The following is a 26,819-nucleotide window of genomic DNA, read 5'->3' as shown; positions in this document are numbered from 1 at the left end:
ACTTGCTCCTACACTGCCAGTTCGGTTAGCTGAGATTTAGTGATGTCGGTTAGCTCACCATCAAGAATTTGGATATTACGACCAGCTCTTCGAGCCAGCTCATTGTCATGGGTTACCATAATCAATGTGGTGCCCGCCTGATTCACTTCTTGTAATAAATCCATCACTTGTCTTGCCATTAAGCTATCTAAGTTACCCGTAGGCTCATCCGCAAGTAGGAATCTAGGTTTTCCTGCAAGCGCTCTGGCAATAGCCACACGCTGCTGTTGCCCACCACTTAGTTGTGCAGGATGATGTTTCATTCGGCTTGCAAGCCCAACGAGTTCAAGCGCTTCTTCAATGCGCTTTTTACGCTCGCTGGCTTTTATTCCCCTAAAAATAAGGGGGACTTCAACGTTGTCATATAAAGATAAGTCGCTGATAAGATTAAAGCCTTGGAAGATAAAGCCAATTTTTTCGTTTCTTAGCTGTGACAGCTTTTTATCGTTAAGATTGGCAACGTTTTCACCATCTAGAAAGTAGTCACCGCGCTCAAAACGCTCTAACAAACCGGCAATGTTCAAAAAGGTCGTTTTGCCTGATCCTGACGGGCCTGTGACCGCAATAAATTCCCCTTCTTCAATGGTTAAATTAACATTACTGAGCGCATGGGTCTCAATCAGATCTGTGCGATAGATTTTGCTTACTTCATTCATTTTTAACATTGTCTATTCCTTCTCATTCTTATTCGATGCGCAAGATGGGGCTACTTCCCGAGTAACACTCGCGCTTTGTTATTGAACGGTTCTAAACTTGAGATCACGATTTCTTGTCCTTCACTCAGGCCCTCGATAACCTCAACTTCAGAAATACTTTTTACACCGAGCTGAATGTGTGTTTGATCAGCCTGCTCACCGACAACCGCATAGGTAAAACGCCCTGCGCCAGTTTCAACAAATGCACCACGCCTTACTTTGAGCACGTCTTGCTTTTGCGACAGAATAATTCTTGTAGATACCTTTTGGTTTTGGCGAAGACCACTTGGTTGTTCATCAAAACGTACTCGCGCACTGACACGGCCAGCTTCAATTTCAGGAGAGATAGCGACCAGTTTTGCATGATATTGGTATTGATTGATAAATACTTCAGCGGCCATGCCTACCCCCAAATTGTCGGCGTAAATTTCTGGTATTTGCGCTTCAACCTCAAGCTCTGAAAGGTCAACCAAGGATATTAGCGCCGCATCTCGCTGTACAAACTGCTTTTGCTGGACATGCACCGTACCAACAATACCCGACAACGGCGATATAATGTTAAGTGCCGCTACCTGACGCTGCACTTCTTCTAAAATATGCTGTTGTCTGGTTAGGCTCAGTTCGCTACTTTTTAGCTCAAACGCAAGTCGCTCTTGCTCAAGCTTTAGCGACTCGATGGCATGCCGCTCTTGTAGTTGCGCACGCTTAAGTTCAACCATTGACTGCTCAAGCTCTAGTTTTGAGATAATTTGCTTTTCGATGCTTTGTTTTGAGCGCGCCATTTCCCGCTCTGCCGCTTCTAAGTCTACTTTCGCCATTTCCATGCGTTGTTCGGTATCGAGTAGCTGCTGTTTAATCGAGATCCGTTGGCGCTCAACTTCCGTTTGTAAACGTTCGAACGTGGCCTCTTCTTGTAGTAAACGATTGGTTAGTTCAGGGCTATCTATACTAAGCAACGATTGCCCAGCTTTGATGGCATCACCGGGTTTAACGTTTAGCGTTACTGTGCCCGATGCGATGGCGTATAAGTCTGGATTATTCGCAGCGAGCGTACGCCCTTCAACACGAATATCTTCGCTGATATCACCTCTCACTACCGTGGCGAGACGTACTTGCTCCCGCGATACCGTCTGTTCTGCAGATAAAATCGTGTTAATGCTTGGCCAAGCACTGGTTAATCCGCCTAAGGTGATACCAACAGCCAATAACGCAATCACAGGCTTTTTTATGGTTCGCTTTTTTGCGATTTGTTTGTCTTGCGCACTTGTATCTTTAATCATGCTACCTCCTTGCGGACAAGTGAGTGTCCGCGATTATCATGAATAACTAATTACAAGTAGCATGCCATAATTTATATTATTGTTTTATATGGTATTTATGAGATTAAACGGCTTTATTTAAGGGGATTGGACGGACACCGGACAGTTTGCGGACAATAGCAGGACGTAACTAAAACAGGTAGGTCGTGACTTATCACGACATCAGATTTTAGAAGGAACCACACTCCAAAAGATCGCGGGATGAACCCGCTCCCACCTAATATTGCTACGCGTTTAGCACAAGGTTTACCCTAATAGCTCAGCAACACAGATAGATCGTGACTAAAACTGGTAGGTCGTGATTTATCGCGATATCAGAGTTTTGAGGTAACCGCACTCAAAAGATCGCGGGATGAACCCGCTCCTAACTAATGTTGATGCGCGTTTAGCGTTAGGGGTAACCTGCTAACACACAAAAACTATTGGTGCTGGCTCATATCCCACAATTGCTTTAGCTCTTCAATAATGGCGGGGTCGTCAATGGTAGATGGCACGATAATGTCTTCTCCGTCTACCAGCTGGCGTAGGTTCTTTCTGAGAATTTTACCCGAACGGGTTTTGGGTAAACGCGCAACCACTTTAATGGTTTTAAGGCAGGCAATCGCGCCGATTTTTTCGCGGATCAGGCTTCTTATCTCCTCGGCAATTGCCGACTCAGTAGTGTTTACGCCATCTTTCAATACCACCATGGCAATGGGTACTTGACCTTTTAACTCGTCTTTACCGGCGAATACGGCGCATTCTGCAATTGCATTGTGACCAGCAACGATTTCTTCCATTTCACCGGTTGACAGTCTATGCCCGGCTACGTTTATTACGTCATCGGTGCGTCCCATAATAAACAGGTAGCCGTCTTCATCAAAATAGCCGCCGTCACCAGATAGATAATAGCCGGGGTATTGTGATAAGTAACTGCCTTTAAAGCGCGCCGTGTTATTCCAAATAGTGGTTAAACAACCGGGAGGGAGTGGTAATTTCACCGCAACAACACCTTGTTGATTGGCCTCGCATGGACTGCCGTCCACATCAAGGATCTCGACTTGATAGCCCGGTGTAGGAACTGTGGCACTGCCCGCCTTTGTAGGCATCAATTCAATCCCAACTGGGTTAGATGCAATTGCCCAGCCCGTTTCCGTTTGCCACCAGTGGTCGACCACCGGCAGCTTTGTAGTGGACTGTAACCAGTCGTAGGTGGCAGGGTCGAGTCGTTCACCAGCTAAAAATAGCGTTTTTAGACTGCTGGTGTTGTAATTAGCCAAAAGCGCTGCGCTCGGATCTTCTTTTTTAATGGCACGAAATGCCGTCGGTGCACTAAAAAGTGCTGTCACTTGGTATTCTTCAACCACTCGCCAAAATGCCCCTGCATCTGGAGTTTTAATCGGTTTTCCTTCGTATAACACGCTGGTACAACCATAAATCAGTGGGCCATAGACAATATAAGAATGCCCCACAACCCAACCAATGTCGGATGCTGCCCAAAACACTTCTCCGGGCTCCATGCCGTAAACGGTTTTCATACTGTAGTTTAATGCCACAGCGTGACCGCCCTGCTCTCGCACTACTCCTTTAGGCGTGCCTGTGGTGCCAGAGGTATACAAAATATAAAGCGGATGCGTGCTTGGTAACGGCACGGCATCAAAGGATTCAGGCGTGTTTGCCACCACAGCCCAATCTAGGTCTCTTGGCGATGACATCTGTGCTTGGTATGCCTCACGCTGTAACACAATGCAATGCTTCACTTGATGTTTTGCCAACGAAAGCGCCTCGTCCAGCATAGGTTTGTATTCAATGGTGCGGCCTATTTCAATTCCGCAAGAAGCACTGATCACTAGCTTTGGTTTCGCATCATCTATTCTCACCGCAAGCTCATGAGGTGCAAAACCGCCAAACACCACGGAATGAATAGCACCCACGCGCGCACAAGCAAGCATGGCAACGACCGCCTCTGGCACCATGGGCATATAAATTACGACCCTATCCCCTACGCTTACACCAAGTTGATTTAAGCCAGCCGCAAAATGGCTCACTTGAGAGAGCAACTCGCCATAGCTAATTTTGCGTTTGGTATTCGTCACCGGCGAGTCATAAATTAATGCAGTTTGCTCGCCTCGGCCTTGGTGTACGTGATGGTCGAGTGCCAAATAACTAGTATTCATCAAACCATCACTAAACCAATGACTCAGCCCCTCTTGGTCTTGGTTATGTCCGATTTTTGGTGGCGTATGCCAATCAAGTTGTGCCGCTTCTTTAAGCCAAAATGCCTCTGGGTCTTGGGAAAATGTTTGATATGCCTGTTGATAGGTTGTTGTTGTCATAATAAGTTACTCAGTTTCGCTGGAACTTAGTAAAGATAGATAAAAAACCGCCAAGTTTTGATGAGACTTTAGTCTTGCGAGGATGATGTGGATCAAGGTTGGGGCATTAGATATGATTATGTTTGGGTAAGGAGCAGCCTCGAGTACGGGTGTTAATGAGCACTTGTTCTTCTAATTTGATATATATGTAATCACAGCGTCCTGAACAATAGCCATGAGAATAGATATGACTATTATTCAGAAATCCACTAGGGCCTATACAACCAAATTTACCTACTGCTCGCTTTCAAGCTTTAGCAGCAGCGCTTTAATATCATCCTTTGCGCCGGTGATATGTTTTTTCAAAAAGTCACAGGCCCCTTTGGTATTTTTATCGCGGCATAGTTCTAATAGCTGGCGGTGTTCCTCTGGTGCGGTTTTTATGCCGCCGGCAAGTAGGATGTGCATGCGCACATAGCGCTCGGAGTTTTTACTGTACACATCCACCAGTTCGCGAGTTTGTGGGCGCTGCGCTTTGCTGTAGAGTTTGCTGTGAAATTCGGCATTAAGCTTACCAGTTGCCAGTTGTGTATCACCAGCGGCGGTGGCTTCTTCAAGCTCGGCTAAAATGGCTTCGGCTTCTAGCAGGTCTCGTGCAGTTAACTTGTCGATTGAGTGGCGTAACAGCTCAGCTTCTAACAATGCCCGTAGATCAAATATTTCATCGATTTGCTCGGCACTTAAGCGCGTGACCGTCGCACCTTTGTGCGCTTCAAAGTTAACTAAGCCTTCGGCTTCTAGTTGTAGGAGTGCTTCTCTAACAGGAATACGGCTTACATTTAACTCATCTGCCAGCGCGGCTTGCCTCAGCGGCTCGCCCGCTTTGATTTCGCCAGTGAGGATTTTTTCACGAATTGCTTCAGCAACTAATTGAGTTCGAGTTTTATGTACAATCGCCATAGTATTTAGTAATTATTGTTTTATGAACTCATTATAAACGTATCTGAGTTCAAATTGCATGTTTGTCGAGTATATAAGTTTGATGTGCGAATTATGTCTGAATAAATAAGCCCATAGCAGTACTATGGGCTTGGTTTGCTTAACTTTGTATACAAATTGGTCTTACGAATCGTTTGAGCGCTTCTAACCCTACCGATGTTGAACGTACATCGGTTGATGACGGAAACGGCCCACCGTGGTTCATGGTGGCGCACACTTCAACGCCCGTGGGCATTTGCCCGTAAATCAATCGACCTACGCGGTATTGTAACGCCTCTATAATATCTTCGGCTTGATGTAGGTCAGACTCAGTGCCATGAATACTGGCGGTGAGCTGCCCATCTAAGTCTGCGATTAAGTCTTCAAGCTGCGCTAAGTTGTCATAGCTCACCACTAAAGCACTTGGCCCAAAGACTTCTTCTTTAAGCCTTGCATCGGTCGCAAAGCTTTCGCTATCCGTTAGGAACAAGTGGGCGCTTGCGTGAAACGGCTGTGCTAGCTCACCAGCGCTTAATAAGGTTACCTGAGGGTGTGCTTTTAGCGCCGCGATGCTGTTTTGATAGGCTTTTAAAATGCCCGAAGTCAATAGAGTATCTGAAGGCGCTGCGCTAATATTTTGTTTAGCCGTCTCGATAAATGTTTGTGAATGATTGCTTGGCACCAACCAAATACCGGGGCTAGTGCAAAATTGGCCATTACCCATAAGTAAGGACTGGACAAATTGTGCACCAAGCTCTGCGCCTTGCAACTGTACCTTTTCAGGTAAGACAATTTGCGGGTTTACGCTGCCAAGCTCACCATAAAGCGGGATAGGTTCATTGCGCTTCGCGATAGTGTCTTGCAATGCCTTTGCAACGCCAAAGGAGCCTGTAAATCCAACCGCTTTGATAGGCTCGGCTTTCACCAGCCAATGCGCGACATCGTATGCTTTCGCTTGCAGCATTGAAAACACCCCGCTTGGCATATCGCACTTGCTTATTGCTGTGGCGATGGCCTTAGTCATTAGTTCACACGTTGCTGGATGTGCTGGGTGACCTTTATATACCACAGGACAGCCGGCGGCTAACGCAGCTGCGGTATCGCCCCCGAGCGTAGAGAAGGCATACGGGAAGTTTGACGCGCCAAACACCGCAACAACACCAATAGGAATATGCTTAAGCTGTGTTTTTGGCTTAGGCACCGGCGTGCGATTTGTGTCTGCTTGCTCTTCCTTAGTCAGGCAAAGCTCAGCTAGGTTATCTCTCAGCGCTGCAGCAAATGCGTTTAATTGGTTTACCGTGCGGCCACGCTCGCCCTCGAGTCTTGGCCTTGGTAGGTTAGTTTCTGCCATCGTAGTAGTGATCAGCTCATCACCTAAGGCGAGAATTTCTTGGGCTATGGTCTCTAAAAATTCGGCTCTAGCAGTCATCGAGGTTTTACGATAAGCCTTAAAAGCCTGCTCTGCTGCATTAACGGCTTCTTCTACTTGTGCTTCACTGGCGTTAAAAAATGCTTGCGTTAACGGTTCATTGGTTGCCGGGCAAAACGCGCAAAACGTTGTTGCCGTTTGTGCGGCTTGCCACGCACCGTTGATGTAGCTCTTTCCTGATAAATTCATTGTTAGCTCCTGTTTTCTTTCAGTCTTAATGGCTAGGACCTATTGATCTTTCAAGTTTGTTTTTGCAGCAAAGGTCAACAGGCCCTAGAGCACTTGAAAACCAAATGCATACGGATCTTCGTCATCTACAGTGATACAATTACTCCCCGTTTGACGTGCCCAGCCTTGAATACTTGGCAGAATTGCGGCTTTTCCCGCGACTTCAGTTGTGCCTTCGACCTTACCGATAAATTGGCTGCCTATGATGCTCTCGTGAACAAAGGTATCGCTATCTTTTAGCAGTCCTTTTGCAAATAGCTGTGCCATTCGTGCACTTGTGCCGGTACCACAAGGCGACCTATCAATCGCCTTATCGCCATAAAATACTGCGTTGGCCGCATGACTATCTGGATGTTGCGGCTTGCCTGTCCATAACACATGGGAGGCGCCACACACGGTAGAGTCTTCAGGATGAATTGGGTTTATTTGCGCGTTAACTGCCGCGCGCACTTTAGGGCTCCACGCCAGTAATTCCGCGGCGCAACTTTGATCCACACCAGCAAATAGACTTTGAGGCTCAACAATAATGTAAAAGTTACCACCATAGGCAATATCAACGATGAGCTCCCCTAGCCCATCAACATGGACAGGCACCGTTTGGTAAGCCAAAAATGCCGGCACATTGTAGAGCTTTACCCAAGTCACTTTACCTGCTTTCATCTCATAATAGGCATTCACGCGCCCCGCAGGGGTGTCAAGCTTGAGTACCCCCTGTTCTTTTGGAGTAATAAGGCCGCTTTCAAGGCCAAAAGTGACTGTCCCGATGGTGCCGTGTCCACACATAGGCAAGCACCCAGAGGTTTCGATAAATAGGATTGCCACATCCCCATCAGCAGTGGTCGGTGGATATAAAAAGGCACCCGACATCATGTCATGGCCTCTGGGCTCAAACATCAGTGCGCGCCTTATCCAATCGTAGTCACGTAAAAAATGTTGGCGCTTTTCACTCATGCTCTCGCCCAAAAGCGTTGGATGACCGCTTGTGACCAAGCGCACGGGATTGCCACAAGTATGGCCATCTATACAATAGTAGGTACCTAAAATCATACGCTTAGTCCAAGTTATATTGGCTTAAGTCAATTCGATTTGCCATCGCTTCATCGTACAAACGACTCACGTAAGCCTTTTGTTCTTGGGTGAGTGGCAATCTTGGAGAACGAGTCACTTCACTACCACGTCCAGCCAAATGTTCTGCATATTTGATGCACTGCACCAGTGTCGGAATAGTATCTAAGCGTAGCAAAGGTAAAAACCAACGCCACAGCGCGCGCGCTTCCTCATAGCGACCTTGTTCAGCAAGTTTATAAATAGCCACTGACTCGCGTGGGAATACATTGGTCAATCCCGAGATCCAACCTGTCGCACCAAGCATCAGGCTTTCCAGTGCGATATCATCAACACCACCAAATACCACGTAGCGATCGCCAAATGCGCTAAACAGCTCGCTAATACGACGGGTATCTTCCGTTGCTTCTTTTACAGAAACAATATTGGACTCCTCAGCTAAGGTTTTCATGCCTTCAATAGACACATCGACACCGTAGGTCACCGGATTGTTGTAAATCATAATCGGTAATGCCGTGCTTCGCGCAACCTGTTGGTAATGATGGATCGCTTCGCGCTCGGTTGAGCGGTAAACCATCCCCGGCAATACCATCAGTCCATCTATGCCGAGCGCTTCTGCATCCTTGGCAAACTCGACAGCAAGCGCAGTTGTGGTTTCAGCCACGCCACTAAGTAGTGGCACTCTATCACCTACCACTTCTGTTGCAGCTTTTAACACTTGGCGTTTCTCGTCAGCCGTGAGTGAGCAATTTTCACCGACGGTGCCTAATACTATGATGCCATGAACCCCTTCGTTAATCAGGTTATCTATCATCTCTTTGGTAGTATCAAAGTTGATGCTTTCATCATCATGGAATTGAGTGGTTACTGCTGGATATACACCCTGCCAATTTACGTTCATGGTTCTCGCCTTTCATTAGGTTGTTTAGTTATTGTGCTTGCCATCATAGGTATATTGTATACAATAATCAATATTCAAAAGAGAGATTTTTTAGCCATCAACTCAAATGACTGGCCTAAATATCTGTAATCTTATGATTTATAAGTGGTAAATTTTTTCTTGTAGGTATTTAAACGAGGCCTGATTGATGTCTATGTGGAAATACAATTTAGGATGGTGAGGTAAATTGTGGAAAGTAATAATAAAATTGCAGTGATAGGCGCAGGGATCATTGGGATCACCACCGCACTGCAATTAGCTCGACGAGGCCACGCTGTTACCTTGTTCGATAAAAATCAGCCCGCAGAGGGGTGCTCTAAGGGTAACGCGGGGCATTTTGCCACAGAGCAGGTATTCCCCATGGCAGACGCAGCTTTACTCACAAAAGTACCTGGCATGTTAGTCAATCCGGTGGGGCCTTTGCGAATTGAGACCACCTCTTTGCTCAAAAATATTCCTTGGTTTGTACAATTCTTAAAGCAAATGAAAAGTAGCTGTTTCCACAAAGGTACAATCGCACTTAGAAGTTTAAATGAACGCGCACTACCCGCATACCAGCGTTTACTTGGTGATAAATATCATACACTTATATCTAGCAACGGCAGTTTACTGGTATTTGAAAGTGACGAAAGCTCTGCGCGTCAAAGCTATAAAAAATACGCAGAACAAGACATCTCAGTGAGCTTACTTACAGGTGTTCAAGCCCGAGAAATGGAGCCGAGCCTATCAAGTACCATTACCTCGGCACTGTATTTTGATAAAGTCGCGCATAGCACAGATCCCTACGCTCTCTGTTTGACGTTATATGAGCACTTTATGGAGCTAGGGGGAGCATTCCAACAAGGCTCGATCGACAATATTACCCACACAGAGCATGGCTACACACTCAACTCGAATAACCACAAGATGACCTTTAACAAAGTAGTTGTGGCAACGGGTGCTGCAAGTAAAGCGCTCTGTGCGTCATTAGGTTACTCACTGCCCATGATTGCCGAGCGTGGTTATCACAACATGTTGGCAGTGAATAATACGCTTACACGACCTGTCGCATCAAGTGAGCGAGGGTTTATCATGACGCCTATGTCACAAGGTTTGCGACTGGCCGGAACGGTAGAATTTGCTGCACTGGAGAGTAAACCCAACTACAGCCGTGCTCGCGCATTATTGCATCATGCAAGTATATTGTTAAACTCATCGCTGCCACAGCAAAATGATAACTTGTGGGTTGGCTGCCGTCCCTCACTCCCAGATTATTTACCTGTCATCGGACAAGCGCCAAATCATCACAACCTTTATTTTGCACTGGGTCATCAGCACTTAGGACTGACCCAAGCCGCAATTTCAAGTGAATGTATCGCAGATCTTATTGACAACAAGCCCAACGACATCGATCTTACTCCCTTTAGTATTGCTCGATTTAATTAGCTAAGGATCACGAAAATGAAAGGTATTGCATACCAGAGCGCGCAACAGGCGCTAGATAACTTAGAAGATATGACCAAAGGCGTAGCGCCAATTGGCGAAAGCGAGTATTTAGCAAGAATAGAGAAAGCTCAACAATATATGCAGCAGAACAACATTGATGCACTCTATTTAAATGCTGGTACAAATTTAAAATACTTTACTGGTTTACAATGGTACGCCAGTGAGCGTTTGGTCGGTGCTATTTTACCCGCCAATGGACAAGTTCAGTTTATCGTCCCGTTTTTTGAAATTGGCTCTATTAAGGATTATTGGCTGATTGAAGGCCCTATTCATGCTTGGCAAGAAGAAGAATCTCCTTACCAGCTCGTCGCAAACGTACTTAACACACTCAATATTGATAGCACAGGCACGCTCGCCATTGACGAAAGCACTGCGTTTTTTGTTGCTGATGGGATCAGACTCGCGGCACCTGAGCTTTCGCTTATCAATGCAAAGGCAGTAACCGCGCATTGTAGAATGCATAAATCGGCCAATGAAATTGCCCTTATTCAACGTGCAATGGACATGACACTTGCCGTACATAAAGCAACGGCATCTATGCTGTATGACGGGATCACCACAACTGAGGTTGAAGCCTTTATTAATGAAGCGCACAAAAAAGTGGGGGCGCCGGGTAATTATTTTTGTATTGTGCTATTTGGTGTGGCGTCGTCATTCCCACATGGTGTAAAAAATCCACAAACGCTGAAAAAAGGCGATGTGGTTCTCGTCGACACAGGTTGTAAGTTACACGGCTATCTTAGTGATATCACCCGTACTTATGTTTTTGGCGACCCCAGTGAAAAGCAAAAGTCCGTTTGGCAAATCGAGAAGCAAGCGCAAATTGCAGCATTTAATGCAGCCAAAATTGGTGCGCCCTGTGGCGCTGTTGATAAGGCCGCGAGAGAGTATATTGCTAGCAATGGGCTCGGTCCTGATTATCAACTACCAGGTTGCCCACATCGCACTGGGCATGGGATCGGCTTAGATATCCACGAATGGCCTTATTTAGTCAAAGACAACCCTGAACCGCTTGCAGCTGGAATGTGCTTTTCAAACGAGCCTATGCTGGTTATTCCTGACGAATTTGGCATTCGCTTGGAAGACCATTTCTATATGACCGACGATGGTCCACGTTGGTTTACTGAACCTGCACATAGCATAGACAATCCTTTTGGGGTTGAATAACCTTAGCGATGGCTACATGATGAGATGCTCTGATAAGCAACTCATCATTTATCGTGATTGATTGGAGCACAGGTTAATTGGTATAAACTTAATATCTTCAATCTACTGCGCTTCAACTTATGATAGCAACTACTCCACCACCACCCTATTACGCCGTAATTTTTACCAATATTAAAAATGAAGACGACGAGGGCTACGCCCAAACCGCTTCGCGAATGGTCGAGCTTGCTCAGCTTCAACCCGGGTTTTTAGGATTAGAATCTGCGCGTGAAGAGGTTGGGATCACCGTTTCTTATTGGCGCGACCTAGAATCAATCAAAGCATGGAAAGCCAATGCTGAGCATATTGAGGCACAAAAAAACGGCAATAAAAAATGGTATCAAAGCTATACAACTCGTATTGCTAAGGTAGAGCGTGAATATAGTCTTTGAGCTAGCGCTTAGTTGTAGTCGCTCGTGCTTTGTTCACTCGCGACTTTAGGCGTGATAGCCCTTGAGGCGTTACGCCCAAATAATTAGCCAGATCATAATTGGCTAAACCATTAACCCAATGCGGACGTTCGTCACGCAAAAAACAATATCTTTGCTCCAGCGTATTTAGTAATAGAAAAGCTTCTTTTGCTTCTTTGAATAGCAACTGCTGTTCTAATAATTTTAATTTAAGTGCACGAAGGTTAGCCTGTTCTAATTCGGCTAACGGAACGAGTACTATCTTCGCATCATCCAGTGCAGAGATTTGATAGAAGCTGGGAGATTTTTGGATCCATTCAGCAAATAAAATACAAAGTTCACCTGCAAAATAAAACTCCTTATGCCTTAGCTCCCCTGTTTCATTTACAACCGATGAGACAAGCTTGCCAGAGTGGATAAAGAAGCCATGACGTTGCACTTGCCCTTGTCGTAATAATATTTCATTGCGGCTGCAGCGCTTAGTGTCGAACGTTGGGTTTTGCTGAGTAAGTGTTAATAATTCATTTTTTGTGACTTCACAAAGCTGACCGAGTTTATGAAAAGGCATAATCCCCTCATGCAATTGGTATAGCGAGATCAAAAAAGGCTCCTTGAGGAGCCTTTTTAACGTGTGGTATTAACTTACCAACCCGCTTTCTCTTTTAGTGCAGAACCGATTTCTGCAAGAGAGCGAACTGTTTTAACACCCGCGGCTTCAAGTGCTGCGAATTTCTCGTCAGCTGTACCTTTACCGCCTGCGATAATTGCACCAGCGTGACCCATACGCTTACCTGGAGGAGCTGTAACACCTGCGATGTAAGAAACAACAGGCTTAGTTACGTTGTGCTTGATGTACTCAGCCGCTTCTTCTTCAGCTGTACCGCCGATCTCACCGATCATTACGATAGCTTCAGTTTGCGGATCGTTTTGGAACATCTCTAGTACGTCGATGAAGTTAGTGCCTGGGATTGGGTCACCACCGATACCAACACAAGTAGATTGACCGAAGCCAGCGTCAGTTGTTTGCTTAACTGCTTCGTAAGTCAAAGTACCAGAACGTGACACGATACCTACTTTACCAGGTAAGTGGATGTGACCTGGCATAATACCGATCTTAGTTTCACCTGGAGTGATAACACCTGGGCAGTTAGGACCAATCATGCGAACGCCAGTTTCTTCTAGCTTCACTTTAACATCAACCATATCTAGTGTAGGGATGCCTTCAGTGATACATACGATTAGTTCGATACCTGCGCTGATCGCTTCAAGGATAGCGTCTTTACAGAACGCAGCTGGTACGTAGATAACAGATGCAGTTGCACCAGTTGACTCTACCGCTTCACGTACTGTGTTAAATACAGGTAGACCTAGGTGAGTTGTGCCACCTTTACCAGGAGAAACACCACCAACCATTTGCGTACCGTACTGGATAGCTTGCTCAGAGTGGAAAGTACCCTGACCACCAGTGAAACCTTGACAGATTACTTTAGTATCTTTGTTAATTAGTACAGACATTATTTGCCCTCCGCAGCAGCAACTACTTTCTCAGCAGCGTCAGTTAGTGACTCAGCTGCAATGATGTCAAGGCCAGAGTTAGCTAGTACTTCACGACCAGCTTCAGCGTTAGTACCTTCAAGACGTACAACTACTGGTACGTTTACGCCAACTTCTTTAACCGCACCGATAATACCTTCAGCGATCATGTCACAACGTACGATACCACCGAAGATGTTAACTAATACTGCTTTAACATTGTCGTCAGAAAGGATGATCTTGAATGCTTCAGATACACGCTCTTTAGTCGCGCCGCCACCAACGTCTAGGAAGTTAGCTGGCTTGCCGCCGTGTAGGTTTACGATGTCCATAGTACCCATCGCAAGGCCTGCACCGTTAACCATACAACCAACGTTACCGTCTAGAGCTACATAGTTAAGTTCAAAGCTTGCTGCGTGTGCTTCACGAGCGTCTTCTTGTGAAGGATCGTGGAATTCACGGATCTTAGGCTGGCGGAACAATGCGTTGCCGTCTACACCGATTTTGCCGTCTAGGCAGTGTAGGTTACCAGCGTCTGTGATAACTAGAGGGTTGATCTCTAGTAGAGCAAAGTCGTGGTTGATAAACATTTGCGCTAGACCCATGAAGATCTTAGTGAATTGCTTAACTTGAGTTGGGTTCAAACCTAGTTTGAACGCTAGCTCACGACCTTGGTAAGCTTGAGGACCTACTAGTGGGTCGATCTCAGCTTTATGAATTAGTTCAGGCGTTTCTTCTGCAACTTGTTCAATTTCTACACCACCTTCAGTTGATGCCATGAACACGATTTTACGTGAACCACGGTCAACAACAGCACCTAGGTATAGTTCATTTGCAATATCAGTGCAGCTTTCTACTAAGATTTTAGCAACAGGCTGACCTTTCTCGTCTGTTTGGTAAGTAACTAGGTTTTTACCTAACCAGTTTTCAGCGAATGCGCGGATTTCGTCTTTGCTGTCTGCAAGTTTAACACCGCCAGCTTTACCACGGCCGCCAGCGTGTACTTGACACTTAACAACCCACTTGTCTCCACCGATTTTACCAGCAGCTTCAACTGCTTCTTGAGGTGTATCACAAGCAAAGCCTTCTGATACAGGTAAACCATATTCGGCAAAAAGTTGTTTTGCCTGATACTCATGCAAATTCATGATGCTTTATCCAATTTTTTATACTAAAAAAGCTGAATATTTATGCAAATAGTCAGCTATCCCAAATTGCGCACATAGTATAGATCCCAAGGCTTCTGATGAAAACCCCACTTAGACCAAAGGCGCAAAAAAAAAGCTGTATGCGAGCATACAGCTTATTCTTTAAACAAATATTATACGTCTAGTAGTAGACGTGTTGGATCTTCAAGCAACTCTTTAATTGTTACTAGGAAACCAACTGACTCTTTACCATCGATTTGACGGTGGTCATAAGATAGTGCTAGGTACATCATAGGTAAAATTTCAACTTTACCGTTTACTGCCATAGGACGTTCTTGGATTTTGTGCATGCCCAAGATTGAAGACTGTGGCAAGTTGATGATAGGCGTAGATAGCAGTGAACCGAATACACCACCATTGGTAATAGTGAAGTTACCGCCAGTCATATCGTCAACAGTTAGTTTGCCATCACGACCTTTAATAGCCAATTCACGAATATTCTTCTCGATTTCAGCAACAGAAAGCTTATCACAATCACGTAGTACTGGAGTCACTAGACCACGAGGTGTTGATACCGCGATGCTGATGTCAAAGTAGTTGTGGTAAACGATATCGTCACCGTCGATTGACGCGTTAACTTCAGGGAAACGCTTAAGTGCTTCAGTTACCGCTTTCACGTAGAAAGACATGAAACCTAAACGAATACCGTGGCGCTTCTCAAATACCTCTTGGTACTGCTTACGAAGATCCATGATTGGCTTCATGTTTACTTCGTTGAACGTCGTCAGCATTGCTGTTGAGTTCTTCGCTTCTAATAAGCGGTTAGCGATTGTCTTACGTAGACGAGTCATAGGTACACGTTTTTGAGTACGCTCACCTACCGGGGCAGCTGGTGCAGAAGCCGCAGGCTTAGACTCTGATTTTGCTGGTGCTTTAAGGAAAGCATCCACGTCTTCTTTAGTAATGCGACCGCCTTTACCAGAACCTTTGATCTTGGCAGCATCAAGGCCTTTCTCTGCAATAAGACGACGAACAGATGGTGTTAGTACATCTGAGTTTTCGTCAGAAGCAGCAGCTGGTGCTTCTTCTTTCTTCGCACTTGATGATGCAGCTGGTGCGCCACCGGCAACGATTTTACCGATAACTTGATCACCTAGTACTGTCTCACCTTCAGCGTGGATGTGCTCACCCATCACACCGTCTTCAGGTGCAACAACTTCAAGAACCACTTTATCTGTTTCAATATCAACTAGGTTCTGGTCGCGGCTAACCGCTTCACCTGGTTGAACGTGCCAAGTTGCGATAGTAGCGTCTGCTACTGACTCAGGAAGTACAGGTACTTTAATGTCCACTTCTTTACCTTCTGCTGCTGGCGCCGATTCTGACGCTGCTGGTTTTTCATTTGATTGAGCAGGCGCCGCTGCTTCATCAGCAGCACCTAGTTGTGCAATAACTTGTTCGCCAAGAACGGTTGCGCCTTCCTCTTCAGAAATTGCAACGATAACACCATCTTCTGGCGCTACAACTTCTAAAACGACCTTATCCGTTTCGATGTCAACTAAGTTTTGATCACGAGTCACTTTATCGCCAACGCTTACATGCCATGTAGCAACCGTTGCATCGGCAACAGACTCAGGAAGAACAGGAACCTTAATTTCGGTTGTCATCTCTTATTCCTTATTTCTTAATTGTTAAAGCGTCAGCAATTAACGCGTTTTGTTCTTTAGTATGTGTAGACATGTATCCACATGCTGGTGCAGCTGAAGCCTTACGGCCTGCATAAGTCAGATTTGCGCCAGCTGGGATAGCTTCCCAGAAATGATGCTGTGAACAGTACCAAGCACCTTGGTTTTGTGGTTCTTCTTGACACCAAACAAAATCTTTTACGTGCTGGTAGCGAGCCATGATCTCATCCATCTCTTTGTGAGGGAATGGATATAGCTGTTCAACACGAACGATAGCCACGTTGTTAAGCTCTTGCTTACGACGTTCTTGCAGTAGTTCGTAATAAACCTTACCGCTACAGAACACAACACGCTCAACGTTTTCAGGATTGATATCATCAATCTCATCGATCATGTTATTGAATACGCCTTCGGATAGCTCTTCTAGGCTAGAAACAGCTAATGGATGACGTAATAGCGACTTAGGCGTCATTACAATCAGAGGACGACGTAGTGGACGAACCGATTGACGACGTAGCATTGCGTATACTTGCGCTGGTGTTGACGGCACACATACTTGCATATTGTGGTCAGCACAAAGCTGTAAATAACGCTCTAAACGCGAAGAACTGTGCTCTGGACCTTGACCTTCATAGCCATGAGGAAGAAGTAGTGTTAGACCACATAAACGACCCCACTTCTGCTCACCTGAACTTAGGAATTGGTCGAATACGACTTGAGCACCGTTGGCGAAGTCACCAAATTGCGCTTCCCACAGTACCAATGACGTTGGCTCTGCTGTCGCGTAACCATATTCGAATGCAAGTACCGCTTCTTCCGAAAGTACTGAATCGTACACTTCGAACAGGCCTTGGCCTTCACGAATGTTTTGCAGCGGAAGATAAGTAGACGCGTCTTTTTGATTATGTACTACGGCATGACGGTGGAAGAATGTACCTCGACCAGAATCCTGACCGGTAAGACGAATATCAGTGCCTTCATCAACCAAGGTCGCGTAAGCCAATGTCTCAGCCATACCCCAATCAAGCATTTTCTCGCCTTGCGCCATAAGTTTACGGTCATCGTAAATCTTTTTAACGCGTGATTGTGCTTTATGAGCCTCTGGGTAGCTCGCAATCTTTTCGCCAAGCGCTTTGAGTTTATCTAGCGCAACTTTTGGCTCATACGGCGTGTCCCAATCGTGACCAACATACTTAGACCAATCTGATGAGTGTTTGGTTTCTTTTTGAATTTCTTCTACGACACAAACGCCTTTATCAAGACCATTTCGGTAATCGTCAGCAATTTGTTTCGCATCGTCTTCAGAAATCACACCTTCGCGTACAAGTTGATCAGCATACAATTGGCGAGGTACAGGGTGCTTTTTGATCTTCTGATACATCAGCGGTTGCGTTGCATTTGGCTCATCAGCTTCGTTGTGGCCGTGACGACGGTAACATACTAAGTCAATCACCACATCACGTTTAAACTTGTTACGGAAATCAAGTGCAACTTGTGTAACAAAAGCAACGGCTTCAGGATCATCTGCGTTCACGTGGAAGATAGGTGCCTGAACCATTTTAGCGATATCAGTACAGTATTCAGTCGAACGAGTATCTTCGCGTTTTGACGTAGTGAAACCAACTTGGTTATTAACTACAATACGGATCGAACCGCCAACGCCGTATGCACGTGTTTGCGATAAGTTAAACGTTTCTTGAACGACACCTTGACCTGCGATTGCAGAATCACCGTGAATTGTGATTGGTAATGCTTTAGAACCACTTTGGCAATTCAAACGGTCAAGACGAGCACGTACCGAACCCATTACTACTGGGTTTACGATTTCAAGGTGAGATGGGTTAAATGCCAATGCCATATGAACATTGCCGCCCTTCGTACCGAAGTCAGAAGAGAAACCCATATGGTATTTAACGTCACCAGAACCTGCGTGCTCGCCATATTTACCAGCGAACTCGTCAAATAGTTCTTGTGGGTTTTTACCCAATACATTCACTAGTACGTTTAGACGACCACGGTGGGCCATACCAATTACGGCTTCTTGCTGACCGCTTTCACCAGCACGGTGAATAAGCTCTTTCAGCATAGGCACAAGTGAGTCACCGCCTTCTAGAGAGAAACGCTTAGCGCCTGGGAATTTTGCGCCCAAGTACTTTTCTAAGCCGTCTGCAGCAGTTAGACCTTTGTAGATTCTTAGTTTGGTTTCTTTGTCGAATTGTGGCTTCGAGAAGGACGATTCCAAACGCTGTTGTAACCAACGTTTTTCTTCGGTAGACGTGATGTGCATGTACTCAGCACCGATAGAGCCACAGTATGTCGCTTTAAGCGCAGCGTACAAGTCTTTGAGTTTCATTGTCTCTTTGCCACAAGCAAAAGAGCCAACGTTAAATTCTTTATCTAAGTCTGCATCGGTTAAATCATGAAAAGCAGGGTCAAGATCGCGAACACGTTCTCTATCCCAAATCCCTAAAGGATCTAGGTTTGCGTTCTGATGACCTCTGAAACGGAATGCATTAATTAACTGCAGAACTTTAACTTGCTTGGCATCAGCAGAACCCTCTGCGGAAACCACGACTTCTCTGTGTTTGTTTTTAGCAAGCTCCGCAAATTGCGCTCTTACTTCTGAATGTTTAGTGTCAACATCCACTCCATCAACTTTAGGTAGTTGATCAAACACCTCTCGCCACTCTTCTGGCACTGAAGCTGCATCATCTAGATACGCCTCATATAGATCTTCTACGTACGCAACGTTACCGCCGTACAAATGCGAAGATTCTAGCCATGCCTTCATCACACCTTCGTGCATCTATTAGCCCTTTTATCTAGCGCAGAAACTCAAACGAAAACAAGATGGCAAGCTTTTGCTTGCCATCTTAGCTAGTAGTATGTGTTATACCGAACGGTTTAACAACATTGATTTAATTTGTCCAATTGCCTTAGTAGGATTAAGGCCTTTTGGACATACGCTAACACAGTTCATAATACTGTGACAGCGGAATACGCTGAACGCATCATCAAGACCAGCAAGACGTTCTTCTGTCGCTGTATCACGGCTATCAGCCAAGAAACGATAAGCATGTAGAAGACCCGCAGGACCGATGAACTTGTCTGGGTTCCACCAGAAAGAAGGACAAGACGTTGAACAACATGCACAAAGAATGCATTCGTACAGGCCATCTAGCTTTTCACGTTCTTCAATTGACTGAAGACGTTCTTCACCACCAGTTGGCTTGTCGTTGATCAAGAATGGCTTAACCTTCTCGTATTGCGTATAGAACTGGCTCATGTCGATTACTAAGTCACGGATCACCGGAAGACCTGGTAATGGACGAATGACGATCTTGCCTTTACCACCGTTCTGCAAAGCAGAAATTGGAGTAATACATGCAAGGCCGTTTTTACCATTCATATTAATACCGTCAGAACCACATACCCCTTCACGGCATGAACGACGGAAAGATAAAGATGGGTCTTGCTCTTTTAACTGCATAAGAGCATCTAACACCATCATGTCACGACCTTCCTCTACTTCTAGAGAATAGTCTTGCATGCGTGGCGCCGCATCTTCATCAGGATTATAACGATAAACAGATAATTCTAAAGTTGCCATCGCTTAGCTCCTAGTATGTACGTGCTTTCGGTGGGAATGCTTCACGAGTCTTAGGCGCGTAGTTAACTTCACGCTTACTCATAGACTCAGACTCTGGGTTGTAAATCGAGTGACACAACCAGTTTTCATCATCACGCTCTGGGTAATCGAAGCGAGAGTGTGCACCACGGCTTTCCGTACGGAAGTTCGCAGCAACCGCCGTCGAGTACGCTGTTTCCATCAAGTTATCTAACTCTAGACACTCAATACGTTGCGTGTTGAATTCAGCAGACTTATCGTCAAGACGTGCGTACTGTAGACGCTCACGAATTTCTTTAAGTTCTTTAAGACCTTCAGCCATTGCATCACCTTCACGGAATACCGAGAAGTTAAGCTGCATACAACGTTGTAGATCTTTCTTGATTTGTACAGGATCTTCACCCTGACCTTTCGCAGAAGTTTCCCAACGGTTAGTACGCGCAAGTGCTGCGTCTACGTTATCGTTGCTTGCTTCTTTAGCGATTTCAGCATCTTTCAAGTAAGTACCAAGGAAGTTACCCGCCGCACGACCGAATACGACAAGGTCAAGCAGTGAGTTACCACCTAGACGGTTTGCACCGTGTACAGATACACACGCAATCTCACCTACTGCGAATAGACCTTCAACGATCTTTTCGTTACCTTGACCGTCTACGTTTAGCACTTGACCATTAACGTTAGTTGGTACACCACCCATCATGTAGTGACAAGTTGGGATTACTGGAATTGGCTCTTCTGCTGGATCTACGTGTGCGAATGTCTTCGCAAGATCACAAACGCCTGGAAGACGTAAGTTAAGTGTCTCAGCACCTAAGTGGTCAAGCTTCAGCTTGATGTGCGGACCCCAAGGACCATCACAACCACGACCTTCACGGATCTCAGTCATCATTGAACGTGCAACAACGTCACGTGACGCTAAGTCTTTCGCGTTTGGCGCATAACGCTCCATGAAGCGCTCGCCATCTTTATTTAGAAGGTAACCACCTTCACCACGACAACCTTCTGTTACTAGTACACCCGCACCTGCGATACCTGTCGGGTGGAACTGCCACATTTCCATGTCTTGCATTGAAATGCCAGCACGAACCGCCATACCAACGCCGTCACCCGTATTGATGTGCGCGTTCGTTGTTGATGCGAAAATACGACCCGCACCACCAGTTGCAAGAACAACTGCTTTTGATTTGAAATAAGTGATTTCACCTGACTCGATGTCGATTGCGGTGACACCCACTACATCGCCATTGTCATTTTTTACTAGGTCTAGTGCATACCACTCAGAGAAAACGTTTGTTTTGTTTTTAACGTTTTGCTGATATAGGCAGTGTAGCAACGCGTGACCAGTACGGTCCGCTGCGGCTGCTGTACGTGCAGCTTGCTCGCCACCAAAGTTTTTCGACTGACCACCGAAAGGACGCTGATATACGCGACCGTTCTCAAAACGAGAAAAAGGTAGACCCATGTTCTCAAGTTCAGTGATAGCTTCTGGACCTGTTTTACACATGTACTCGATAGCGTCTTGGTCACCGATGTAATCAGAACCTTTAACCGTATCGTACATGTGCCATTCCCAGTTGTCCTCGTGAGAGTTACCTAGCGCAACGGTGATACCACCTTGTGCTGATACTGTATGAGAACGAGTTGGGAAAACTTTTGAAATAAGAGCACAAGTTTTGCCTGATTCCGAGATAGCAAGTGCCGCGCGCATACCCGCACCGCCTGCGCCTACTACAACTGCGTCAAATTCACGTACGTTATATTTCACTTAAACACCCCACAGAACAAACAGACCAATAGCTACGTAAGCTAAAGCCATAAGGTTTAATACAAAGCCAAGAATAGTGCGAGTTGTTGAGTTCTTAACGTAGTCAGTTAGAACCTGCCACAAACCGATGCGTGTATGTACCATGATGCATACTAGTGTGATCATCGTTGCTGCTTTCACAGCTAAGTTTGAGAACAACCCTGACCAAGCTTCATAAGTCAGTTCAGGAGTAATTAGAAGATAGCCTACGATGAATACCGCGTAAGCTAGGATAATTAACGCAGTTGTACGAAGTGACACGTAGTCTTGTACGCCATCACGCTTTAGAGTCGCTTGATTTAAGACCATATCCATACTCCAGCCAAAATTGCTACGATAACCCAAAGTGCTAGTGCAATCTTCGCGCTATTGTTGCCTGATTCTAATTCTTCCCAATGTCCCATATCCTGGATCATGTGACGGATACCACCGATGATGTGGTAAGACAATACAGTTAGGGTGCCCCACGCGATGAATTTCGCGATAAAGCCAGACATCAGTTCTTTTACAAACTCGAAGCCTTCAGGAGAAGAAAGGGATTCAGACCAAGCCCAAATCACAAAGGTCAAAGCGAAGAAGAAAGCGACACCGGTGACACGGTGAAGAATCGACGCTTTAGCCGTTGGCGGCATAGATATAGTCGTAAGATCTAGATTTACAGGTCTTTGCTTTTTCACAGTTACTTGCCCATCTTTGCCCACAAAGGAGCTCATCTACTTGTTTTTATGAAACCCACCTACATATTGCAAATGTAGGTGGCACACTCTAGATAAACCAATTAGGACACCAAAAAGTTCACTCGAGTGTAAAAATTGATGTAAAAATAGGTTTACCCACAGACGATACGGTATAAAACCGTTGACAGTATATAAGGCTATGCGCCCTTTTACAATTCTTGTTTAGATAGAGACGCTTGCGAATTAGCGAATGGTCTAATATTTAATCGTCGTAGAATATTTATTATACATTTATGCATAAATCACAGAAAAATTGACTTTTAACCTAGGTTATAAGTTAGAATGATCTGAATTTGCTTAACATTAGTATCACAACATAACAATCAGAATATTGTTATTAAATAGGAGACAAATAGATGGCAGATAAAAAAGCCACAGTCCATATTGATGGTCACGATCCGATTGAGTTACCAATTTACGAAGGTACAGCTGGACAAGACGTAGTTGACGTTCGTTCTTTAGGTGCTCACGGCCTATTTACGTATGACCCAGGATTTATGTCGACTGCCTCTTGTGACTCGTCTATCACTTACATTGACGGTGCCAAAGGTGTACTGCTTCATCGCGGTTATCCAATTGAGCAACTTGCTGAAAATTCTAACTATATTGAACTTTGCTACCTACTATTAAACGGTGAATTACCAAGCGAAGAACAACTAGCTGAGTTCTCAGATGAGATCACTCGCAACACAATGATGCACGAGAAAATTGCTGCGTTTTTCCAAGGTTTCCGTGTCGATGCGCACCCTATGGCAATGCTATGTGGTGTAGTTGGAGCGTTATCTTCGTTCTACCATTCAGATTTGGATATCTCTGATGAAGATCAGCGCATGCGTTGTGCAATCAAATTAGTAGCAAAGCTACCAACGATTGCTGCAATGGCGTACAAGTATAACGTTGGCCAACCGTTCGTATATCCACGTAACGACTTGAGCTACGCAGAAAACTTCCTTCACATGATGTTCTCTGTGCCAGCTGAAGACTACAACGTCAGCCCTGTACTTGCTAAAGCAATGGATCGTATTTTCATGCTTCACGCAGATCACGAGCAAAACGCGTCAACTTCAACAGTTCGTCTTGCTGGCTCTTCAGGTGCAAACCCTTACGCGTGTATCGCGGCAGGTATTGCATCACTTTGGGGCCCTGCACACGGCGGCGCAAACGAAGCATGTTTAACTATGCTTGAAGAAATTGGTTCTGTTGATCGTATTGACGAGTACGTTGCAAAAGCAAAAGATAAGAACGATCCGTTCCGTCTAATGGGCTTTGGTCACCGCGTTTATAAAAACTTTGACCCACGCGCGACAGTAATGCGTCAAACGTGCCACGAAGTACTTAAAGAGCTAAACATTCAAGATCCACTGCTTGACGTAGCAATGAAACTTGAACAGATCGCCCTAGAAGACCCTTACTTCATTGAGAAGAAACTATACCCGAATGTAGACTTCTATTCTGGTATCATTCTTAAAGCAATCGGTATTCCAACAAGCATGTTTACGGTTATCTTCGCGATGTCTCGTACTGTGGGCTGGATTTCACACTGGAACGAAATGCTTTCTCAACCAGGACACAAAATTGGTCGTCCGCGTCAGCTTTACAAAGGCTACACGTCTCGCGACTACAAAACACAAAACGACAGATAATCTCGTTATTGTGTTTGAAAAGGCCGCTTAATGCGGCCTTTTTTGTTTTAATATCGCCGCGTATTCGTTAGAATCGCGCTGCTCAATTAACTCAGGTACGTTATGACTGACATCCAATCTCTGCGCAACGACTTTCCAATTTTGAACAAACAACTTGATGGACAGCCGCTTTGCTATCTTGACTCTGCTGCAACTGCGCAAAAACCGAACAAAGTCATTGATGTCATAAAAACTTTTTATCAAGATGAGAATTCAAACGTACATAGAGGTTTACACACGCTTAGTGAAAACGCCACTGTTCGCTACGAAAGTGCCCGAGAAACAATTGCCAATTTTTTAAATGTTGAAACACGAGAAATCGTATGGACCAGCGGCGCAACTGAATCACTAAACTTGGTGGCTCATGGCCTGAGTGCACGCTTAAATTCAGACAGCGTCATTGCCATCAGTCCCTTTGAACATCACGCTAACATAGTGCCTTGGCAAGAAGCTTGTCAACGTACAGGCGCAACTTTGCTGGTGTTACCTATGTTAGACGGCGTCCTCGATGAGCAAGGCGCTATTGCGATGTTAAAGCAGCATAAACCTGATGTGTTAGCAATGGGCCATGTTTCAAACGCACTTGGGAATATTCATCCAATTGAGTCGCTCATTTCGGTTTGCAAGGCCTTAGGTACCATCACGGTTATCGACGGCGCACAGTCTTTACTGCATTTGAGACCTGATCTAAAGGCGCTGGAATGCGACTTTTATGTTTTTTCAGCTCATAAAGCGCTTGGACCAACAGGTGTCGGCGGACTTTATGGTAAATACCAGCAACTAAATGCGCTCCCCGTATACAAAACCGGCGGCGAAATGATAAAAGAAGTGAGTTTCGAGCGATCCAGTTATAGAGAGGCACCTAGCAAGTTTGAGCCCGGCACTCCCAATATTTCTGGCGTTATCGGATTTGCCGCAGCGATAGATTATGTAAACGAGATTGATCCCAGTGCACTTCAACGTTATGAGCAAGCGCTCTATCACTCCCTTTTAGCAAAGCTAAGACAGATTGAAGGCATCACGGTTTATGGCGATACACAAAACAATGTTGGCGTCGTCAGTTTTAACTATAAAAACGAACACCACTACGATCTTGCCACACTACTCAATACATACGGCGTAGCAGTCAGAAGCGGACACCATTGTACTCAGCCGCTAATGAAAATGCTCAAGGTTAATGGAACAGTACGTGCAAGTTTGGCTTTTTATAATAACCAAGACGATATTGAGCATTTTATTAATGCGTTAAGTGCCACAATAGAATTATTAGATTGAACTTATGAATATTGAACATATCACAAAAAAATTATCTGAAAGTCATGGCTGGCAAGCCAAGTATCGTGAAATTATGCTGCTAGGTAAACAACTTCCAACTCTTCCTGATGCACTGAAAGTCGACTCAGCGTTAGTGTCAGGCTGTGACAGTAAAGTTTGGCTCTATCTGGACTTAGATGAAAGCGCGCAGCAGCTCGTACTTATTGCTGACTCAGATACGCGTATTGTCAAAGGATTACTTGCAATCATCATTGCAGCGTACGCAGGTAAAACGCCAGAACAAGCAAACCAGTTTAATGCTTATGAACTGTTTGAGTCGCTTGGATTAATTGCTCACCTAAGCCCATCTAGAGGTAATGGTATACGTGCGATTGTTGAACAGATCCAAGTGCAGGCGGAGATATTAAAATAACGTGATATAAGGTGCTCAAACGAGCACACTTATTCGCTGCTTTTGCTTTGTTTATCTAGGTACTTACGTATTGCTTTGGACGCCGCAAAAAACCCAAAACTCCCAGTTACCATAGTTGCAGAGCCAAACCCGGTCGCGCAGTCCATGTTTTTCCCACCTTCAGCTTGTTGCTTTGCTTTGCACACGGTGCCATCGGTACTTGGATAGACGAGCTGCTCTGTGGAATACACGCAATCGACGCCAAATTTACGTTTTGGATTATCGCTAAAGTTGTATTGTTTTCTGAGAATATAACGTACTTTTGCCAGCAGCGGATCATGGGTCGTCTTTGCCACATCCCCATATTGGATCTGACTCGGATCGGTTTGACCACCGGCACCACCTGTGATGATCACCGGTATTTTATTGCGCTTACAATGCGCGATTAGCGCCGCTTTCTCTTTAACCGCGTCGATACAGTCGATAACATAATCAAAGCCTTGAATGTAGTTTCTAATGTTATCTAACATCAGAAAATCATCGATCAGGGTAACTTCACAATCTGGGTTAATCGCAAGACAGCGATCTCGCATTGCTTCAATCTTTTGCATCCCGATACTTTCGCTATGAGCATGTAACTGACGGTTAATGTTGGTTACACAAATATCGTCCATATCGATAAGCGTTATTTTACCTATACCCGTTCTCACTAGCGCTTCTACAGCCCAACTGCCAACGCCACCAATACCAATGACACAAAAGTGTGCTTTACTTAATGCTGCTAACTCGGCGTTACCGTATAACCGACCAATGCCGCCAAATCTCAGTTCTCTATTCGAATCAGTCAT

23 protein-coding genes are annotated in these 26,819 nt (G+C 45.2%); 6 read left to right on the top strand and 17 right to left on the bottom strand.

Annotated features, from left to right (window positions below; translation table 11 throughout):
* Positions 1-8: 8 nt before the first annotated feature.
* The 7 genes from BB427_RS04650 to BB427_RS04620 all read right to left on the bottom strand — a co-directional run bounded on the left by BB427_RS04650 (position 9) and on the right by BB427_RS04620 (position 8,948).
* The gene (locus BB427_RS04650) at positions 9-704 is read right to left on the bottom strand and encodes an ABC transporter ATP-binding protein (RefSeq protein ID WP_010604884.1); all 696 of its coding nucleotides are present in this window, start codon (positions 702-704) and stop codon (positions 9-11) included.
* Positions 705-745: 41 nt separating this feature from the next.
* A complete protein-coding gene (locus BB427_RS04645) occupies positions 746-2,014 on the bottom strand; it encodes an efflux RND transporter periplasmic adaptor subunit (protein WP_069019096.1) in 1,269 nt (422 codons plus the stop codon).
* Between the two features lie 458 nt (positions 2,015-2,472).
* Positions 2,473-4,368, bottom strand: coding sequence for a propionyl-CoA synthetase (locus BB427_RS04640; RefSeq protein WP_069019095.1), 1,896 nt, complete (start codon positions 4,366-4,368; stop codon positions 2,473-2,475).
* 273 nt (positions 4,369-4,641) lie between these two features.
* A complete protein-coding gene (locus BB427_RS04635; protein WP_039495756.1) occupies positions 4,642-5,307 on the bottom strand; it encodes a GntR family transcriptional regulator in 666 nt (221 codons plus the stop codon).
* A 139-nt stretch (positions 5,308-5,446) separates the two neighbouring features.
* On the bottom strand, positions 5,447-6,943 hold the full coding sequence (locus BB427_RS04630; RefSeq protein ID WP_069019094.1) for an aldehyde dehydrogenase (NADP(+)): 1,497 nt from the start codon (positions 6,941-6,943) through the stop codon (positions 5,447-5,449).
* An 84-nt stretch (positions 6,944-7,027) separates the two neighbouring features.
* On the bottom strand, positions 7,028-8,029 hold the full coding sequence (locus BB427_RS04625) for a 4-hydroxyproline epimerase (RefSeq protein ID WP_069019093.1): 1,002 nt from the start codon (positions 8,027-8,029) through the stop codon (positions 7,028-7,030).
* A gap of 4 nt (positions 8,030-8,033) precedes the next feature.
* Complete coding sequence (locus BB427_RS04620) at positions 8,034-8,948, bottom strand: dihydrodipicolinate synthase family protein (protein WP_069019092.1); 915 nt, start codon at positions 8,946-8,948, stop codon at positions 8,034-8,036.
* A 228-nt stretch (positions 8,949-9,176) separates the two neighbouring features.
* On the opposite strand from BB427_RS04620, the gene BB427_RS04615 reads away from it, so the two are divergent.
* The 3 genes from BB427_RS04615 (at position 9,177) to BB427_RS04605 (ending at position 12,070) form a co-directional block, all read left to right on the top strand.
* On the top strand, positions 9,177-10,412 hold the full coding sequence (locus tag BB427_RS04615) for an NAD(P)/FAD-dependent oxidoreductase (RefSeq protein WP_069019091.1): 1,236 nt from the start codon (positions 9,177-9,179) through the stop codon (positions 10,410-10,412).
* A gap of 15 nt (positions 10,413-10,427) precedes the next feature.
* The gene (locus BB427_RS04610; RefSeq protein ID WP_069019090.1) at positions 10,428-11,639 is read left to right on the top strand and encodes a M24 family metallopeptidase; all 1,212 of its coding nucleotides are present in this window, start codon (positions 10,428-10,430) and stop codon (positions 11,637-11,639) included.
* Between the two features lie 119 nt (positions 11,640-11,758).
* Positions 11,759-12,070: an antibiotic biosynthesis monooxygenase family protein gene (locus BB427_RS04605; RefSeq protein ID WP_010604654.1), complete on the top strand. Its 312-nt coding sequence runs from the start codon at positions 11,759-11,761 to the stop codon at positions 12,068-12,070.
* A 1-nt stretch (position 12,071) separates the two neighbouring features.
* On the opposite strand, the gene BB427_RS04600 is transcribed toward BB427_RS04605, so the two are convergent.
* From BB427_RS04600 to sdhC, 9 genes are all read right to left on the bottom strand, one after another.
* Complete coding sequence (locus BB427_RS04600; RefSeq protein WP_254663581.1) at positions 12,072-12,689, bottom strand: Crp/Fnr family transcriptional regulator; 618 nt, start codon at positions 12,687-12,689, stop codon at positions 12,072-12,074.
* A 41-nt stretch (positions 12,690-12,730) separates the two neighbouring features.
* Positions 12,731-13,603: a succinate--CoA ligase subunit alpha gene (gene sucD, locus BB427_RS04595; protein ID WP_010371451.1), complete on the bottom strand. Its 873-nt coding sequence runs from the start codon at positions 13,601-13,603 to the stop codon at positions 12,731-12,733.
* Entirely contained in the window at positions 13,603-14,769 is a 1,167-nt protein-coding gene (sucC, locus tag BB427_RS04590) for an ADP-forming succinate--CoA ligase subunit beta (RefSeq protein ID WP_010371452.1), read from the bottom strand. The genes sucD and sucC overlap by 1 nt, the downstream gene beginning before the upstream one ends.
* A gap of 173 nt (positions 14,770-14,942) precedes the next feature.
* Entirely contained in the window at positions 14,943-16,436 is a 1,494-nt protein-coding gene (gene odhB, locus BB427_RS04585; RefSeq protein ID WP_045989062.1) for a 2-oxoglutarate dehydrogenase complex dihydrolipoyllysine-residue succinyltransferase, read from the bottom strand.
* A gap of 10 nt (positions 16,437-16,446) precedes the next feature.
* Positions 16,447-19,260: a 2-oxoglutarate dehydrogenase E1 component gene (gene sucA, locus BB427_RS04580; RefSeq protein WP_010371459.1), complete on the bottom strand. Its 2,814-nt coding sequence runs from the start codon at positions 19,258-19,260 to the stop codon at positions 16,447-16,449.
* An 84-nt stretch (positions 19,261-19,344) separates the two neighbouring features.
* Entirely contained in the window at positions 19,345-20,064 is a 720-nt protein-coding gene (locus tag BB427_RS04575) for a succinate dehydrogenase iron-sulfur subunit (RefSeq protein ID WP_010371461.1), read from the bottom strand.
* A gap of 10 nt (positions 20,065-20,074) precedes the next feature.
* The gene (gene sdhA / locus BB427_RS04570) at positions 20,075-21,847 is read right to left on the bottom strand and encodes a succinate dehydrogenase flavoprotein subunit (protein ID WP_010371464.1); all 1,773 of its coding nucleotides are present in this window, start codon (positions 21,845-21,847) and stop codon (positions 20,075-20,077) included.
* Positions 21,848-22,195 carry a succinate dehydrogenase, hydrophobic membrane anchor protein gene (gene sdhD / locus BB427_RS04565; RefSeq protein WP_010371467.1) on the bottom strand — a complete coding sequence of 116 codons (348 nt, stop codon included), beginning with the start codon at positions 22,193-22,195 and terminating at the stop codon, positions 21,848-21,850.
* Positions 22,186-22,563, bottom strand: coding sequence for a succinate dehydrogenase, cytochrome b556 subunit (gene sdhC, locus BB427_RS04560; protein ID WP_125252744.1), 378 nt, complete (start codon positions 22,561-22,563; stop codon positions 22,186-22,188). Before sdhC ends, sdhD begins: the two co-directional genes overlap by 10 nt.
* Before the next feature lie 416 nt (positions 22,564-22,979).
* Between sdhC and BB427_RS04555 the strand changes: the two genes are divergently transcribed.
* The 3 genes from BB427_RS04555 to BB427_RS04545 all read left to right on the top strand — a co-directional run bounded on the left by BB427_RS04555 (position 22,980) and on the right by BB427_RS04545 (position 25,992).
* Positions 22,980-24,266 carry a citrate synthase gene (locus BB427_RS04555; protein WP_010371472.1) on the top strand — a complete coding sequence of 429 codons (1,287 nt, stop codon included), beginning with the start codon at positions 22,980-22,982 and terminating at the stop codon, positions 24,264-24,266.
* A 102-nt stretch (positions 24,267-24,368) separates the two neighbouring features.
* Positions 24,369-25,580, top strand: a complete 1,212-nt coding sequence (locus BB427_RS04550; RefSeq protein ID WP_069019089.1) for an aminotransferase class V-fold PLP-dependent enzyme — start codon at positions 24,369-24,371, stop codon at positions 25,578-25,580.
* A 4-nt stretch (positions 25,581-25,584) separates the two neighbouring features.
* On the top strand, positions 25,585-25,992 hold the full coding sequence (locus tag BB427_RS04545; RefSeq protein ID WP_069019088.1) for a SufE family protein: 408 nt from the start codon (positions 25,585-25,587) through the stop codon (positions 25,990-25,992).
* 29 nt (positions 25,993-26,021) lie between these two features.
* On the opposite strand, the gene tcdA is transcribed toward BB427_RS04545, so the two are convergent.
* Positions 26,022-26,819 carry a tRNA cyclic N6-threonylcarbamoyladenosine(37) synthase TcdA gene (gene tcdA, locus BB427_RS04540; RefSeq protein ID WP_069019087.1) on the bottom strand — a complete coding sequence of 266 codons (798 nt, stop codon included), beginning with the start codon at positions 26,817-26,819 and terminating at the stop codon, positions 26,022-26,024.

Origin of the sequence: Pseudoalteromonas sp. BMB (assembly GCF_001709235.1) — a bacterium.
GTDB lineage: Bacteria > Pseudomonadota > Gammaproteobacteria > Enterobacterales > Alteromonadaceae > Pseudoalteromonas > Pseudoalteromonas maricaloris.
This window is presented reverse-complemented; position numbering and strand designations above follow the sequence as displayed.